This window comes from Curtobacterium sp. MCSS17_005, from assembly GCF_003234225.2.
GTDB classification, from domain to species: Bacteria; Actinomycetota; Actinomycetes; order Actinomycetales; family Microbacteriaceae; genus Curtobacterium; species Curtobacterium flaccumfaciens.
Genome location: NZ_CP126258.1, coordinates 3295485 through 3310450 on the forward strand (window position 1 = coordinate 3295485; position 14966 = coordinate 3310450).

Annotated in this window: 16 protein-coding genes; 7 read left to right on the forward strand and 9 right to left on the reverse strand. The window is 72.1% G+C overall.

Going from position 1 to position 14966, the window contains the following annotated elements:
* Positions 1–17: 17 nt before the first annotated feature.
* The 4 genes from DEJ20_RS15695 to DEJ20_RS15710 all read left to right on the forward strand — a co-directional run bounded on the left by DEJ20_RS15695 (position 18) and on the right by DEJ20_RS15710 (position 3703).
* Positions 18–890 (forward strand): HpcH/HpaI aldolase/citrate lyase family protein, encoded by an 873-nt coding sequence (locus DEJ20_RS15695; RefSeq protein WP_027466565.1) that lies wholly within the window; start codon positions 18–20, stop codon positions 888–890.
* Positions 891–900: 10 nt separating this feature from the next.
* Positions 901–1368 (forward strand): DUF6264 family protein, encoded by a 468-nt coding sequence (locus DEJ20_RS15700; protein WP_111030703.1) that lies wholly within the window; start codon positions 901–903, stop codon positions 1366–1368.
* A 141-nt stretch (positions 1369–1509) separates the two neighbouring features.
* The gene (locus DEJ20_RS15705) at positions 1510–2757 is read left to right on the forward strand and encodes an FAD-dependent oxidoreductase (RefSeq protein WP_111235726.1); all 1248 of its coding nucleotides are present in this window, start codon (positions 1510–1512) and stop codon (positions 2755–2757) included.
* A 67-nt stretch (positions 2758–2824) separates the two neighbouring features.
* Entirely contained in the window at positions 2825–3703 is an 879-nt protein-coding gene (locus DEJ20_RS15710; RefSeq protein WP_111235725.1) for an aldo/keto reductase, read from the forward strand.
* 95 nt (positions 3704–3798) lie between these two features.
* On the opposite strand, the gene DEJ20_RS15715 is transcribed toward DEJ20_RS15710, so the two are convergent.
* A complete protein-coding gene (locus tag DEJ20_RS15715; protein ID WP_111235724.1) occupies positions 3799–4287 on the reverse strand; it encodes a hypothetical protein in 489 nt (162 codons plus the stop codon).
* 148 nt (positions 4288–4435) lie between these two features.
* On the opposite strand from DEJ20_RS15715, the gene DEJ20_RS15720 reads away from it, so the two are divergent.
* A complete protein-coding gene (locus DEJ20_RS15720; RefSeq protein WP_111235748.1) occupies positions 4436–5401 on the forward strand; it encodes an NAD(P)H-quinone oxidoreductase in 966 nt (321 codons plus the stop codon).
* Here DEJ20_RS15720 and DEJ20_RS15725 read toward each other — a convergent pair.
* The 8 genes from DEJ20_RS15725 to DEJ20_RS15760 all read right to left on the reverse strand — a co-directional run bounded on the left by DEJ20_RS15725 (position 5398) and on the right by DEJ20_RS15760 (position 13546).
* Positions 5398–6174, reverse strand: coding sequence for an amino acid ABC transporter ATP-binding protein (locus DEJ20_RS15725; RefSeq protein WP_111235723.1), 777 nt, complete (start codon positions 6172–6174; stop codon positions 5398–5400). The two genes, DEJ20_RS15720 and DEJ20_RS15725, sit on opposite strands and share 4 nt — an antisense overlap.
* Complete coding sequence (locus DEJ20_RS15730) at positions 6171–7049, reverse strand: amino acid ABC transporter permease (RefSeq protein ID WP_071404033.1); 879 nt, start codon at positions 7047–7049, stop codon at positions 6171–6173. Before DEJ20_RS15730 ends, DEJ20_RS15725 begins: the two co-directional genes overlap by 4 nt.
* Before the next feature lie 4 nt (positions 7050–7053).
* Positions 7054–7875: an ABC transporter substrate-binding protein gene (locus DEJ20_RS15735; protein ID WP_111235722.1), complete on the reverse strand. Its 822-nt coding sequence runs from the start codon at positions 7873–7875 to the stop codon at positions 7054–7056.
* Positions 7876–8117: 242 nt separating this feature from the next.
* Positions 8118–8909 carry a DUF3800 domain-containing protein gene (locus tag DEJ20_RS15740; protein WP_071404035.1) on the reverse strand — a complete coding sequence of 264 codons (792 nt, stop codon included), beginning with the start codon at positions 8907–8909 and terminating at the stop codon, positions 8118–8120.
* Between the two features lie 25 nt (positions 8910–8934).
* The gene (locus DEJ20_RS15745) at positions 8935–9432 is read right to left on the reverse strand and encodes a cupin domain-containing protein (RefSeq protein WP_253183664.1); all 498 of its coding nucleotides are present in this window, start codon (positions 9430–9432) and stop codon (positions 8935–8937) included.
* A complete protein-coding gene (locus DEJ20_RS15750; protein ID WP_258377191.1) occupies positions 9429–10814 on the reverse strand; it encodes an amidohydrolase family protein in 1386 nt (461 codons plus the stop codon). Before DEJ20_RS15750 ends, DEJ20_RS15745 begins: the two co-directional genes overlap by 4 nt.
* Complete coding sequence (locus tag DEJ20_RS15755; RefSeq protein WP_111235721.1) at positions 10811–12538, reverse strand: adenosylhomocysteinase; 1728 nt, start codon at positions 12536–12538, stop codon at positions 10811–10813. The genes DEJ20_RS15750 and DEJ20_RS15755 overlap by 4 nt, the downstream gene beginning before the upstream one ends.
* A 42-nt stretch (positions 12539–12580) precedes the next feature.
* On the reverse strand, positions 12581–13546 hold the full coding sequence (locus tag DEJ20_RS15760) for a PrsW family intramembrane metalloprotease (RefSeq protein ID WP_111235720.1): 966 nt from the start codon (positions 13544–13546) through the stop codon (positions 12581–12583).
* A gap of 74 nt (positions 13547–13620) precedes the next feature.
* On the opposite strand from DEJ20_RS15760, the gene DEJ20_RS15765 reads away from it, so the two are divergent.
* Together DEJ20_RS15765 and DEJ20_RS15770 are read left to right on the forward strand one after the other, a co-directional pair.
* Positions 13621–13890 carry a glutaredoxin family protein gene (locus tag DEJ20_RS15765; RefSeq protein ID WP_017888006.1) on the forward strand — a complete coding sequence of 90 codons (270 nt, stop codon included), beginning with the start codon at positions 13621–13623 and terminating at the stop codon, positions 13888–13890.
* Positions 13891–14036: 146 nt separating this feature from the next.
* Entirely contained in the window at positions 14037–14951 is a 915-nt protein-coding gene (locus DEJ20_RS15770) for an amidohydrolase family protein (RefSeq protein WP_111235719.1), read from the forward strand.
* Positions 14952–14966 lie beyond the last annotated feature (15 nt).

The window sequence follows — 14966 nt, forward strand, 5'->3', positions numbered from 1 at the left end:
TGTGGTACCAACGGGGCATGGCCATCGACGACCGCACCACTCCGTCCGCCCCCACGCCGAACCGGCGTCGATCGGTCCCCGCCGAGATCTCACGGTCGTGGCTGTTGGTCTCCGGCACCGCCACCGACCGGTTCGACAAGTCCCAGCGCTCCCGCGCCGACCAGATCATCCTGGACATCGAGGACGCCGTCGACCCCGCCGCGAAGCCCTCGGCCCGGCAGGGCGTCGCCGCCTGGCTGGCCGGCGGTGGCGAGGCCTGGGTGCGCATCAACGACGTCACGACGGACTTCTGGGCGGACGACGTCGAGGAGCTCCGCGGCCTGCCCGGGCTGCAGGGCGTCATGCTCGCCAAGACCGAGTCCCCCGCCCAGGTCACCGACACCTGGCACCGGCTCGGCGGCCAGACGCCGGTGATCGCGCTGGTCGAGTCGGCCCTGGGCATCGAGGAGTCGGTCTCGATCGCCAAGGCCCAGGGTGCGTTCCGTCTGGCCTTCGGTTCCGGCGACTACCGCCGCGACACCGGGACCAGCGCCGACACGCTCGCGATGGCGTACCCGCGGTCGAAGCTGGTCGTCGCCTCGCGCGTCGGCGACCTACCGGGTCCGATCGACGGCCCCACGGTCGGGTCGTCGCACCCGATCCTCCGCGAGCAGTCGCAGGTGGCCGTGTCGCTCGGCCTCACCGGCAAGCTCTGCCTGGACACCGAGCAGCTCCCCGTCATCAACGAGGTCATCTCCCCCACGCCGACCGACGTCGCCTGGGCGCAGGACTTCCTCGACGACTTCGAGGCCCGCGGCCGGGTCATCCGCGACGGTTCCGACCTGCCGCGGCTCGGTCGGGCGCAGAAGATCCAGCGGCTCGCACAGGCGTTCGGGGTCGAGGCGCGGTAGGACTGCACGCATGACCTGGTCCAACGTCCCCGGCCCTCCGCCGCAGTCCTCCTCCGGCCCCACGGACGCGCAGCGCGCGGCGTGGGAGCGCGGCGGCACCACGCTGTTCCCGCCGGCGAAGCTCGCCGACCGGATCTCGACGGTGCTGCTCCTGGTGTTCGGTGCCGTCATGACCGCGATCACGGCGGTCGTCGGCATCGTCGCGATCGCCTCGGCCACGGCGGAGTGCGACGCCTCGTCGGGCTGCACGCCCGGCGGGTACTTCGGTGGCGCGGCCATCGCGGTCGGTGGCGCCTTCGTCATCGGGGTCGCCACGATCGTGCTGTCGATCGGCGCGTGGATCCGACGGAAGCCCTCGTGGTGGATCGCCGCGATCGGCTTCGTGCTCGCGATCGTCGTCATCGTGTGGGGCGGGGTCGTCTTCGCGAACGCCGTCGACAGCGGTTCTGCCTCGTCGTCGGTGTCCGCCAGCGCCTGACCGGCGCACCGGCACCACCCTTCCGACCGGACACCGTCGTCCGACGCGTGTCGGGCCTGCGAACGCGTGCGCGTTCCGGCCTGGAGGCGCGGGGCGGGGCCGCCACGCGCCTCCAGGCCGGAGCGGGGTAGCGTCCGGGGCATGGTGACGGTGTCGCGGACGACGGTCGCGGTGGTCGGTGGCGGCCCCGCAGGGGTCGTCCTCGGGCTGCTGCTCGCCCGCGCCGGCGTCGACGTGCGCGTGCTCGAGCGGCACGACGACTTCAACCGGGACTTCCGGGGCGACACGGTGCACGCCTCGACCATCCGGCTGCTCGACGAACTCGGACTCGGTGCACCGTTCCGGGCGTTGCCGCAGTCACGCCTCGACGACTTCTCGCTGCCGATGCGCGACGGCTCCCGGCTGCTGCTCGGTGACTTCTCGCGTCTCGCACCTCCGTACGACCACGTGGCGATGGTGCCGCAGTGGGACCTGCTCGACCTGCTCGTGACCGCCGCCCGTCAGGAACCGTCGTTCCGCATCTCGATGGGCCTCGCGGCGACCGGGCTCATCGAGGAGAACGGGGTCGTGACCGGGGTCCACCTGCGGCCGAGGGACGGGACCGGCGAACCCGAGGAACTCCGCGCCGACGTCGTGATCGCCTGCGACGGGCGGAACTCGGTGCTGCGTCGCGCCGCCGGGCTCGTGCCGCGAGCGTTCCGGGTGCCGTTCGACACCTGGTGGTTCCGGTTGCCCCGGCACCCCGGGGACGCGGCGAGCGCCCTCACCCCCGCGTTCTCGGACCGGGACGTGCTGCTGAGCTTCCCGCGGCCGGAGTACCACCAGGTCGCGTACTTCGCGCCGAAGGGCTCGGACGCGGCCCTGCGCACTGCAGGGGTGGCGGCCTTCCGGGCCCGCGTGGCGCGGCTCCGACCGGACTTCGCGGACCGGGTCGACGCGATCGCCTCGATGGACGACGTGCACGTGCTCGACGTCCGCATGGACCGCCTGCGCCGGTGGTGGCGCCCGGGGCTGCTCTGCATCGGGGACGCCGCGCACGCGATGTCGCCCGCCGGCGGGGTCGGCATCAACCTCGCGGTGCAGGACGCGGTGGCGACCGCGACGATCCTGGTGCCGGCGCTCCGACAGGGGCTCCGCGGTGGCGGCCTCGACCGGGCGCTCGCAGCCGTCCAGCGTCGCCGCACCCCGCCCGCAGCCCTGGTGCAGGCCGCGCAGGCGGTGCTGCACCGGGTCGTGTTCGAGCGGGCCTTCGCCGGGCACCTGCAGGACGGTCCGCCGCTGCTCCCGGTGCTGCTCGCGCGCTGGGTCCCGCCGGTCCGTGGCCTCTACGCCCGCGGCATCGCGTTCGGCCCGCTGCCGGAACACGCGCCGGCGTGGGCTCGTCGGTGACGGGGGCTCGTGGCTCGTCGGTGCGGGAACTGGGCGTCGGCGTCGGGGCCGGGCGCATGCTGGGCCGATGAAGCAACGAGTCATCGGAGACGTGTCCGTCAGTGCCATCGGTCTGGGCGGGATGCCCATGTCGATCGAGGGCCGGCCGGACGAGCGTCAGTCCATCGCCACGATCCACGCAGCGCTCGAGAACGGTGTCACGCTCATCGACACCGCCGACGCCTACCACCTGGGCGGCCACGACGAGGTGGGGCACAACGAGGAGCTCATCGCGCGGGCCGTCCGGGAGTTCCACGACGACACCTCGGACGTGCTCATCGCAACGAAGGGCGGACACCTGCGCCCCGAGGCCGGCAACTGGGCGCAGAACGGGCACCCGGAGTACCTGAAGGAGGCGGCGAAGGCCTCGGCGAAGCGGCTCGGCGTCGAGCAGATCGGCCTGTACCAGTTCCACCGCCCCGACCCGGCCGTGACGTACGCCGACTCGATCGGGGCGCTCGCCGAGCTGCTCGACGAGGGCGTCATCCGGATGGCGGGCATCTCGAACGCCGACCCGGACCAGATCCGCACCGCGAACGAGGTGCTCGGCGGACGCCTGGCGTCCGTGCAGAACCAGTACTCACCGAAGTTCCGGTCGAGCGAGCCGGAACTCGAACTGTGCGACGAGCTCGGCATCGCGTTCCTGCCGTGGAGCCCTCTCGGTGGCATCGGGAGCGCGGCGGACCTCGGGACCGCGTTCGAGGACTTCGCGTACATCGCCCGCGACCGTGGGGTCACCCCGCAGGTCATCGCGCTGGCGTGGGAGCTGCAGAAGAGCGACGTCGTCGTGCCGATCCCCGGTGCATCGCGGCCGCAGTCGATCCTGAACTCGATCACGGCGCCGACCGTGCGGCTGCGGCCGGAGGACGTCGCACGCCTCGACGCCTCGCAGCCCGCGGCCGTCTGACCGACGTTCCCGCAACACGGGAAGCACGACGCCCCGCCGCTCCTGGTCCAGGAGCCACGGGGCGTCGTCACGTGCGGGGCTGCGTGTGGGGCCGCTCAGCTCTTGGCGGGGCAGACCGCGGAGACCTGATCGAGCGTGGTCTGCACCTCGGACTGGGCCTTCGTGAGCTCGGCGGAGTCCTCGGCTGCACCCGAGCGGATGGCGGAGCTGTAGCCCTTGGCCGCACCGGAGAAGTCCTCGAACGTGTCGTGCACCTGGTCGTTCGAGACCTTCGTCAGCGCCGAGTCGATGCGCTGGACGAACTCGTCGACGAGCGCCGCACGGGCCTTCGGCTCGGCCGGGGCAGAGCTCGAACCCTGCTCCTTGAGGAACGACGCGAGTTCGTTCTCGAGCAGGGAGCAGGCTTCCCCCTTGGTCTGGGCGGGTGCTGCGGCGGCGGTCTTCGAGGCCGACGGTGCGCTGGACGAGCCCGAGTCGCCTCCGGAAGAGCCGCCGTCGGACGAACCGCCGTCGCCGCCCGAGCAACCGGCGAGCAGCGTGAGTGCGAGGCTGGCCGTGGCCAGCGCGATGAGCTTCTTGGGCATGGTGGAGAGTCCCCCTCGATCTGTCCGCACTCCCCCGGATGAGGTGCAGATCCGTCGTCGAGCGTACAGGGAACGTCCACAGGGAGACCGGCGCGGTTGTGGGTGACCGGCAGCCGGCCGGAGGCGGGTGGCGCGTACCGTCGAGGGCATGCGAGCCATCACGTTCGACGACGCTTCCATGTCCGTCACCGACCTGCCCGACCCCGAACCCGGCACGGACGAGGTCCTGATCGAGGTCGCCGCGGCCGGTGTCAACAACGCCGACCTGCAGCAGCGCGCCGGGAACTACCCGCCGCCGCCCGGGGCGTCGGCGATCCTCGGCCTCGAGGTCTCCGGCACCGTGCGGGCCGTCGGTGCGGGCGTCACGACCGTGGCGGTGGGCGACCGGGTGTGCGCGTTGCTCTCCGGCGGCGGGTACGCGGCACTCGTGGTCGCGCCGGTCACCCAGGTGCTGCCGGTCCCCGAGGGCGTCGACCTGGTCGAGGCAGCCGGCCTGCCCGAAGCCGCGTGCACGGTCTATTCCAACATCGGCATGCTCGCCGGACTCCGCCCCGGGCAGACCCTCCTGGTGCACGGCGGTACGGGCGGCATGGGGTCGCACGCGGTGCTGTGGGCGAAGGCCCTCGGTGCGACGGTGATCGCGACCAGCGGCGGCGACCGCAAGGTCGCCGCGTCCCGTGACCTCGGCGCCGACCTGGTCATCGACCACCGCACGGAGGACTTCGTGGAACGCGTCATGGCGTTTACCGACGGTGTCGGCGTCAACGTCGTGCTCGACGTCGTCGGACCGTCCTACCTGGAGCGGAACCTGCAGGCCCTCGCCCCGAACGGGCACGTCGCGGTCATCGCCTCGGGCAGCGGCCGCACCGCCGAGCTCGACTTCGGGGTGCTGATGCGGAAGCGCGCGACGATCAGCGGCACGACCCTGCGCGCACGGCCACTCGGCGAGAAGGCCGCCATCGTCGAGGCGGTCCGCTACAACGTCTGGCCGCTGGTCGCCGACGGCCGGGTGCGCCCGGTCGTCGACTCGGTGCTGCCCCTGGCCGAGGTCGAGGAGGCCCACCGCCGCGTGCGCGACGGCGAGGTCATCGGCAAGGTGCTGCTGACGCCCTAGGCGTGCACGCGGGCGAGGAACTCGACGAGCGCCGGGTGCTGCGGGTGGTCGAGGACGTCGGCGGGGGAACCCTGCTCGACGACCTCGCCGCGGTGCAGGAACACGATCCGGTCGGCGACGTTCCGCGCGAAGTGCATCTCGTGCGTCGTCATCAGGATCGTCGAACCCTGTCGCTTCAGCTCGGTGACCAGGTCGAGCACCTCACCGACGAGCTGCGGGTCGAGGGCGCTCGTGACCTCGTCGAGCAGCAGGAGTTCCGGGTCCGACGCGATCGCCCGGACGATGGCGACGCGCTGCTGCTGCCCGCCGGACAGGCGGTCGGGGTACGCATCGGCGAACGAGGCGAGCCCGATCCGGTCGAGCAGCCGGCGCGCGGTCTCCTCGGCCTGGGCCCGTCCGATGCCGTGCACCTGGCGGGACGCAAGGGTGACGTTGTCGAGCACGCTCATGTGCGGGAACAGGTTGAACTGCTGGAACACCACGCCGATGCGCGCCCGCACGGCGTCGACGGCGATGCGCGGGTCGGCGATGTCCGTGCCCTGCAGCAGGATCTCGCCGTCGTCGATGCCCTCGAGCAGGTTGACCGTCTTGAGCAGCGTCGACTTGCCGGAGCCCGAGGCCCCGATGACGCAGATGACCTGGTGGCGGTGGACCGTCAGGTCGATCCCGCGCAGGACCTCGTGCTCGCCGAAGGCCTTGCGCAACCCGCGCAGTTCGAGGACCGCGGCGTCCGTACCGGACGCACCACGGGCCTCCGGGCCGGCCTCGCTCATACGGTCCCTCCGATCTGCTCGCGCCGCTGCTGGCGACGCGCGATCGCGTCCGTGACGCGGATCAGCGGCAGGCTGATCACCACGAACAGCAGCCCGGCGACGAAGTACGGCGTGAAGTTGTAGGTCTCGGCCTGCGCGATCTGGGCGGAGCGGACCGCGTCGACGGCCCCGAGGATCGACACCAGACCGACGTCCTTCTGCATCGACACGAAGTCGTTCATCAGCGCCGGGGTGACCTTGCGGATCGCCTGCGGCAGCACCACGAGCCGCAGGGTCTTGGCGTGCGAGAGTCCGAGCGACCGGGCGGCCAGGCGCTGGGAGGGGTGCACGGCCTCCATGCCGGCCCGGAGCACCTCGGCGATGTACGACGAGTAGGTCAGGGTGATCGCGATCGTGCCCCAGACCTCGGCGGGGAGCCGCGGGAACACCCCGAGCCCGGGGATGCCGTAGCCGACCAGGTAGAGCACGATGATGAGCGGCAGGCCGCGGAACAGGTCCGTGTAGCCGGTCGCGAGCATCCGCAGCGGGAAGAACACCGGGTTGCGCAGGCCGCGGACGACCGCGAGCAGCGTGCCGAACACGGCCACGCCGATGGCGCTGAAGAACAGGATCCGGACGTTCAGCCAGAGGCCCAGCAGGATGTCCGGGAACGTGTCGACCGCGGTCTGCGGGTCGAAGAACGACTGCTGCACCGCCGCCCACCCGGGGGTGTTCACGACGCCGAAGTACACGACGGCGAGCACGACCAGGGTGGAGACGACCGACACCACGACGGAGCGACGGCCACGCTGGCGACGGTAGAGCCGACGCTCGAGCTCGACCTGACTCGGCGCGGGAGCGGCGACCGGGGTGCCGGCCCCTGCTGGCAGGGTCATCCGGTTACTTCAGGACCGGCGTACCGGTCTCCGACGAGAGCCACTTGGTCTGCAGGTCCTGCAGGGTGCCGTCGTCGTCGAGGGTCTTCAGGGCCTTGTCGACCTTGCTCGTGAGCTCCGAGTCCTTCGGCAGGACGAAGCCGAACTCGTCACCCTTGCCGTCGGACGGGAACTGCGCGGACACGGTGCCGTCGTCGACCTGCGCCGAGGCCATGTAGAACGCCGTCGGCAGGTCGGTGACGATCGCGTCGATCTGCCCGGACTTGAGCGCGAGCACGGCGTCGTCGTTGGAGTTGAACACCTGCGGCGTGACCCCGAGGACGTCCTTGACGCTCGCGATGCTCGTCGAACCGGTCGCGACGCCGATGGCGTCCTGCTTGAGCGCGGCGATCGTGGTGTCACCGGCAGCCTTCGACCCGGACGTCGTCACGACCGCCTGGGTCGTCGTGTAGTAGGCGCTCGACATGTCGACGGCCTTCTTGCGCTTCGCGTCGATCGAGAACTGCTGGACGTTGAGGTCCCAGTCCTTCGGGCCCGGGGCGATGGCGCTGTCGAAGGTGCTGCGCTTCCACACGACGTCGGACTTGCCGTAGCCCATCTCCTTCGCGACCGCGTACGCCACGGCGGACTCGAAGCCCTTGCCGGACTGCGGCTTGTTGTCCTCGACCCAGGGCGAGTAGGCCGGGTCACCGGTGGCGATCGTGAGCTTGCCGTCGGTCACGGTGCCGTCGGCGTTGCTGCTGCCCCCGGCGGAGCAGGCCGACAGGGCGAGGGCGGCGACCGCGGCGGTGGCGACGGCGAGGGTGAAGCGGAGGTGACGGGTCACGGTCGGGCCTTCGTGCGAGGGGGTGGGGGCAGGTCGAAGTGTACTTCGCAGTGGGATACCAACGCGACTCCGGGCGGCCCTGGTGACCTGATCTCGTGTCACACACCAGTCGACGGGTCGGGACCGGGCTGGTAATCTGGCGACGCAGGCTGAACCGGGCGCATGCTCGGCTGAGGTCTGAGATCAAGGGGCGTCCCAGCACGGGGCGCCCCCTTTCTGTTTCCAGACGCCCCCGAACGCCGTCACGGCCAGACGACGACGGCGTCGCGCCGTGCGTTCGTCACCTCGGTGCGCCAGACGGGTCGCAGCTCGTCCCACATCGTCTCGTCGCAGACGCTGCCGGTCTTCGTGCCGGGCGCCTGGAACCGCCGGAACCCTGCGTACGCGACCAGGTCGGCCGCCTGGACGAAGTACGACGACCCCGAGTCACGAGGGACCGGATCCTCGACGAGCAGCGGCGCACTGACGCGAGAACCGCCCGGCGCGAAGCTGTGCCGACGGAAGCGCCGGTGGATCGCGCGGACCGTCGCGTCGTCGCCCGCGTCGTGCACCAGGATGATCGGCTTGCCGGATTGCTCGGACCGGATCCGCAGACGCTGGAGCAGGTAGGTCCACGCTCGGTCCTCGGGCCGGTAGTCCATCGGCCGGGCTTCCTTGTCGATCACCACCGCGAAGACCCCCGATGCCACGACGGTCAGCGCACCGAGCGACCTCCGGAACACGTCACGCCGCTGGCCGTCTCCGAGCCCGAGGTCACGCAGGTCTCCTCGCCCACGCAGCAGCACGTTCGCCTTGAGCTCATGGCGCAGGAGGATGCCGTAGGTGTCACGGATCTCACGACGGACCCCAGTCAGCCAGTCGAGCCGATCGGTCCAGTCACCGCCCGGGACGAGCACGCACCCCAGTGTGTAGGTACGAGTCGCGCCCGGAGACGCAGCCGGGTCACCCTTGTCTCCGGTCTCGTCCACGTACGCGAACTCGAACGGCGCGTCGAGCGCCGCGCGAGCGAGGGCAGGGACGCGACCGGACTCCATCCAGCCAACATACCAATGTGGTACCTCAGTCGGCCATCGTGAAGTCGTCGAACGAGAAGCCGGGCGACACCAGGCAGCTCAGCAGCACCTCGCCGTCGCCCGGGATCGTCCGCTGCCAGACGCCGCCGCGCACGAACGCCTGCGCGTCGTTCACCCGGTCACGTCCGGCGTCCGGGCCGAGGGTGATCGTCGCGCCGGGCTCGGGGACGTCACCGTCGCCGCCGAGCTGCAGGTCGACGGTGTCCGGACCGTGCCACATCCAGATCTCGTCGCTCGTGACCCGGTGCCAGGCGGAGGCCTCGCCCGGGGGCAGCAGGAAGTGGATCAGGGTGGCGGCCGGCCGGTCCCCCGCGGGGGTGGTGACCGTCGCCGGCGAGGTCCAGGTGCGGACGTACCAGCCACCCTCGGGGTGCGGTTCCATGCCGAGGGCGATCGCGCGCTTCGGCACGTCGAGCCACTCGATCAGCTCACCGGTGACGGTTCGGCGTGCAGCCATGCCGGGGTGGGGTGCGGACTCGGTCATCGTTCCTCCTGGGGCGGTGCGGGGATGTCCATGTGCGGGGAACCCGGCTCGGTGACGACGCCCGCCGCGGCGCGGACGACCCCACGGATCACGGTGGCGGCTGCCCGCCCCGCGCCGTCCTCGACGAGCTCGGCGAGCGCGTCCGGCACCGTGCGGGCGTCGACGTCGAAGACCGCCAGGTCGGCGCGCGCCCCGACGGCGAGGTGCCCGATGCGGTCCGGCCCGACGGCGAGGCCCATCGCGTGCGCACCACCGAGGGTCGCCGCCGCGAGCAGCCGCTCGTGCAGGTCACGGTGTCCGTACCCCTGGGCGCGTGCGATCCGGTGCAGCGCGGTGACGTCGGCCATCAGGTCGAGGGACGGCGACGACGACAGGGAGTCGGTGCCGATCGCGATCGGGCTGCCCTCGCGCAGGTAGTCGGCGACGGGCGGCGGGTCGAGGCCGATGACGGCGTTGGAGCGGGGGCACAGCGCCACCGCGGTGCCGCGGGCACGCAGGAGCGCCCGGTCGGCGGCGGTCATGTACACGCCGTGGGCGATGTGGCAGTCCGGCCCGAGCACGCCGAGGCGGTCGACGAACGCGGTCGCGCTGGCACCGAAGCCCAGGGCTCGCAGCGCCCGGAACGACGGCACGTTCGCCAGGTGCCAGTCGTTCCCGTGACCGACGCCGTCGACCCCGTCGAGCCCGGGGACCGGACCGAGGGCGGTGCGCTCCCCCTCGAACGCCGCCTCACCGAGGTGCAGGTGCAGGCGCAGGCCGCGCTGCCGCACGATGTCGGGGAGCTCGAGCAGCGGGGCGACCTCGAGCGAGTACGGCGCGTGCGGCGACAGGCCCGCACCGGGCGTCGTGGGGATCCGGTCGAGTTCGTCGAGCACCTGGTCGCGACCGTGCGACTGCCAGGCGTCGTTCTCCCAGTCCATCACCTCCCAGTACGCGATGCCGCCGAGGCCGGCGTCCTGCAGCGCGGTCGAGGCGTCGATGTCGGTGACGATGTCCGCGATGCTCGTGACGCCGGCCAGGATCGACGCCCGCGCACCGTCCGCGGCTTCGGTCCGCCAGTCGTGCGGTTCGGCGTAGTCGACGTTGAACGCAGCAGCCCAGTCTTCGAACCCGTCGTACTGGCGTCGGCCGACACTGGCCATGCCGGTGTACTGGAGGTGCGAGTGCGCGTTCACGAGTCCGGGCAGGAGCGCGCCACGCCACTGCCGCTCGGTGAAGGTCGCGCCGGACCCGGTGAGCTGGTCGATGACCCACGATCGGTCTCCGACGTGCAGGATCCGGCCGTCCTGCACGGCGACCGCGCCGTCGGCGATCGGTGGCGCGGTCATCGGGACGACGACGCGCGCCGAGTGCACGGTGACCGGGTGCTGTCGGGCCCTCACGCCGGGTCTCCGAAACGGTGCGTCCGGACGTCCGGCTCGCGGTCCGCCGGGTGCTCAGCGGGGAGGCCGGGAGGCAGGGGTCGGCTCCCGAAAGCGGCGAGCGCCGTGCGAGCGGTCACGTCGTCGACCGCGGGGTCGATCGGCACGACGGCACGCTCCAGCTCGTCGCCGCGCTCCAGGAGCATCCGGACGGCGCCGAGCTGCACGGCGAACGACAGGTCCATGATCTCGACCGGGTTGCCCTCGGCCGCGGTGATGTTGATGCAGCCACCGTCGTCGAGCACGATCGGCCCACCGTCGACCCCGGGGAACACGAACCGCTCGGCCTTCGGCCCCACGTCCTGGCGCCGAACCCCGGCGGCGAGCGCGTCGTCGACGGCGATCTCCTGGTCGACCCCTCCGGCGACGGCGAGGACGGCACCGTCCGCGCAGGCACGGAGCACCTCGAGGTCGATGGTGTCCGGCACCCCGGTGGCGCTCATCACGAGGTCGGCGTCACGCACCGCCTCGACGAGCGGGGCCACCGCGTACCCGGCGAAGCGCGCCTGCAGGGCGCGGACCGGGTCGGTCTCGGCGACCGTCACCCGGAACCCGAGGGCGGTGAGCACCAGGGCGACCCCTTCGCCGACGTGCCCGAACCCGGCAACCGCCGCCGCGCCTCCCGGGATCGCCCGGTGCGTGCCGGACGCGAGCCCGTCGACCAGGTCGAGCACCGCGAACACCGTCGACTGCCCCGTGCCGTACCGGTTGTCGAAGAACGTCTTGGTGCGGGCGTCGTTCACCGCGATCACCGGGATGCCGAGCTCGCCGCGCGCTGCCAGGACACGCAGGGGCCGCAGGCCGCTCGTGGTCTCCTCGGCGGCTCCGAGCATCGTCGGCAGCAGGTCGGGGCGCTCCTGGTGGGCGAGCCGGATGACGTGCGAGCCGTCGTCGAGCAGGATGTGCGGCGCGGTGTCGAGCATCGCGAGGGCCAGCTGCTTCTGCTCGGGGAGCGTCGCCGTGCTGCTCGCGAACACCGTCAGGCCGGCGGACCGCAGTGCCTCGGCGACGGCGTCGTCGGTCTCGTCGGCGTGGGCGTAGACGACGACCTCGGCACCGGCGTCACGGAGCAGCAGGCTCAGCACCGCCGTCTTGGGTTCGAGGAACATCGCAACGCCGATCCGTGTGCCGCGCAGGAGTCCGCCGTCGCGGAGCTCCGCGGCGACCGACCGGGCGACCGGCATCGACCGTCGTGCCCAGCGCAGGCGGGCGTCCGCCCCGGGGTCGTCCTCGGGGTCACGGCCCGTGGAGACGAGGAAGACGTCGTCGGACAACATCGGGACGGCGAGCACGCCGGGGCGGGCGGGTGCGACGGGGCCGAAGGCGTCCTCGTCGACGGCGGGCAGGTACCGGCCGGCGTCGATGACGACCAGGGTGGTGCCGCGCGGGCGGTCGGCGGCCTGCTCGACCGCGGGGGTCGATTCCTCCGGCGTGCCGAGGCACCAGAGCTGATCGACGAGATCGGACGGCTGGTGCTGTTGGTGCGACTGGTCCGAATGGTTCGACTGCTCGACCTCGCGCGCCCCGAGTGCGGTCAGCAGGTGCCGCAGCGCCGCGGCATCCCGGGGGTCGCCGCCGACGATGCGGAACCGGCGGGCGGCGACGAGCAGGTTGGTCGCGGCGGCGAAGCGCCGGACGGCCGCCGAGGCCCAGGCCAGCGTCGCGGGGTCGGGTGCTGGCGGCATGTGCCAATCGTAGGGCGAGCGGCAGCGGCGCTCCGGCGCGGGTCAGCGCAGGCGGTCGGGTCCGGGTGTTCCGTCCCACCCGGCGGGTGCCTGCGTCCCGTCCCACCCGACGGGTGCCGACAGGGCCTGCGTGCGTCCGCGGTGGTGCCGGAGGACCCCGACCAGCACGGCGACGCCGATGACGCTCACGATCGCGAGCCCGATCACGTAGACGGTCGTCACGATCCCGCCGACCGCCGCCGGCACCATGCCGTACTGCGCGGCCGAGAACGGGACCCCGGACACGACGAACGCGATCAGCGTGGCGATCGTGCCGTTCGCGTCCCACAGCCCGTGCAGCACCGAGACGACCACGTACGCCACGATCGGCGGCCACGACCAGCGGAAGCGAGCGCGTCCGGTGGCGGCGCCGAACAGCACCGCACCGAGGATCGCGGTCCACAGCACGTGCCCGACCGGCGCCAGCACCGCGCGGGCCACCTCGGTCTGCAGGAGCGATGCCAGGTCGATCCCCCGGGCCGTGATCGCCGCGTTGAAGGCGTAGCCGGCGGACTCGAACGCGGCGAACCCGGCACCGATCGTCGCGCCGAGCAGCGCACCCTGCCTCGCCGTCTTCGGGCGGACGCGCCACCCCACGACGACGAGCAGGACGCCCTTCACGAACTCCTCGACGAACCCGACGACCAGGTACAGCCCCGCTCCCTGCTCCAGGTCGGCCTCGAGCAGTGACGCCCCGAGCACCCCGAGGATCCCGCCCACGAAGAACGCCGTGACGAGCTGCATGGTGCTGACCGTGCCGGTGACGCGTTCGATCACGAACAGCACGACGGTGAACGGCACGAGGAAGCTGCCGAGCAGGATGATCGTCGGCACGAGGTTCGAGTTCTGCGTCGACACCGTGACGATGATCGTGACGACCCACAGCACGAAGCCGACGAGCAGGGTCTTCCACCACCAGCCGTGGCGGTGGTGGGGGTGTGCGACGGGGGTGTCCCAGGGCAGGCTCATGGGCACATCGTGCTCCGGGCGGGGCGAGGGGTGTCACGGGAATGCCTCGGGGCGCTCCGACGTACTCTCTGCACATGAGCGATGCGACGACTGCCCCCGACCGCGTGACCATGTTCGGTGCCGACTGGTGCCGCGACTGCCGTCGGTCCAAGGCGCTGCTCGACACCCTCGGCGTGGACTACGAGTACGTCGACGTGGAGCAGGACCTGTCCGCGGCCGACCGTGCCGAGGCGATCAGCGGCCGGAAGAACATCCCCGTCGTGGTGCTGCCGAACGGCAAGCACTTCGTCGAGCCGTCGGACGCCGAGCTGCGAGCCGAGCTCGAGGCCTCCGGGGTCGTCTGATCGGCATTGGCGGTTGCGACTCCACGCACCCAGCGACACCTCACGGGCACTGTGGCGCGTGAGGTGTCGCTGAGCGCGAAGAGTCGTCGCACCGGCACGCCCCCCCCCCCCGAGCGGACATCGGATGAATCGGGCATCATGAGCGCGTGATCATCGACGCTCACCACCACCTCTGGGATCCCGCCGACCGGCCGTACCCCTGGATGGACGACTCGGTCGCTCCGATCCGCCGCCGGTTCGACGTGGACGACCTCCGCGCCGCCGCCCGGAGCACCGACGTCACCCGGACGATCGTCGTGCAGGCCGTGCACGACCCCGGCGAGACCGCCTGGCTCCTCGAGCAGCCCGAGCCGGTCGCCGGGGTCGTCGGCTGGGTGGACCTGACCACCCCGGACGTCGTCGACCGCATCGCCGCACTGATCGCGGGGTCCGGCGGAGACCGGCCGGCCAGCAGCCGGCTGGCGGGCAATCGGCCGGCCAGCACCCGCCTGGTCGGCATCCGCCACCAGGCGCACGACGAACCGGACCCTGACTGGCTCGCCCGCCCCGAGGTCGTCCGCGGGGTCCGTGCGGTGGCCGCCGCCGGCCTGGTGTTCGACGTGCTCGTCCGCGCGCGCGAGCACCGCGCTGCCCTCTCGCTGCTCGACGCCGTGCCCGAGGGCTCGTTCGTCCTCGACCACGCCGGCAAACCCGACATCGCGGGCGGGGACCCCGGGTGGGCGACCCGCATCGACGACTTCGCCGCTCGTCCGAACGTGACCTGCAAGGTGTCCGGACTGTTCACCGAGGCCGGCCCCGCGTGGCGACGGCAGCCCGTCGACCGGTACGTCCGTGCCGTGGTCGAGCGGTTCGGCCCGGAGCGGTCACTGTTCGGGTCGGACTGGCCCGTCTCGACGCTCGCCACGACCTACGACGACGTGGTGCGGCGGACCACCGACGCGCTGGCCGACCTGACCCCGGACGAACGGCAGTCGGTGCTGAGCGGGACGGCGGAGCGCACGTACCTGCACGGGAGGACCCTCAGTACCGGCGACCTTGTCGGGGACTCGGACCAGACATAGGATGTCTCTGGTTGC

Coding starts and splice junctions, on each gene's coding strand:
- DEJ20_RS15705 (WP_111235726.1), top strand. CDS start 1,510: ATGGTGACGGTGTCGCGGACGACGGTCGCGGTGGTCGGTGGCGGCCCC.
- DEJ20_RS15740 (WP_071404035.1), bottom strand. CDS start 8,909: ATGGAGTCCGGTCGCGTCCCTGCCCTCGCTCGCGCGGCGCTCGACGCG.
- DEJ20_RS15730 (WP_071404033.1), bottom strand. CDS start 7,049: ATGACCCTGCCAGCAGGGGCCGGCACCCCGGTCGCCGCTCCCGCGCCG.
- DEJ20_RS15710 (WP_111235725.1), top strand. CDS start 2,825: ATGAAGCAACGAGTCATCGGAGACGTGTCCGTCAGTGCCATCGGTCTG.
- DEJ20_RS15755 (WP_111235721.1), bottom strand. CDS start 12,538: ATGCCGCCAGCACCCGACCCCGCGACGCTGGCCTGGGCCTCGGCGGCC.
- DEJ20_RS15695 (WP_027466565.1), top strand. CDS start 18: ATGGCCATCGACGACCGCACCACTCCGTCCGCCCCCACGCCGAACCGG.
- DEJ20_RS15700 (WP_111030703.1), top strand. CDS start 901: ATGACCTGGTCCAACGTCCCCGGCCCTCCGCCGCAGTCCTCCTCCGGC.
- DEJ20_RS15720 (WP_111235748.1), top strand. CDS start 4,436: ATGCGAGCCATCACGTTCGACGACGCTTCCATGTCCGTCACCGACCTG.
- DEJ20_RS15760 (WP_111235720.1), bottom strand. CDS start 13,546: ATGAGCCTGCCCTGGGACACCCCCGTCGCACACCCCCACCACCGCCAC.
- DEJ20_RS15715 (WP_111235724.1), bottom strand. CDS start 4,287: ATGCCCAAGAAGCTCATCGCGCTGGCCACGGCCAGCCTCGCACTCACG.
- DEJ20_RS15765 (WP_017888006.1), top strand. CDS start 13,621: ATGAGCGATGCGACGACTGCCCCCGACCGCGTGACCATGTTCGGTGCC.
- DEJ20_RS15745 (WP_253183664.1), bottom strand. CDS start 9,432: ATGACCGAGTCCGCACCCCACCCCGGCATGGCTGCACGCCGAACCGTC.
- DEJ20_RS15725 (WP_111235723.1), bottom strand. CDS start 6,174: ATGAGCGAGGCCGGCCCGGAGGCCCGTGGTGCGTCCGGTACGGACGCC.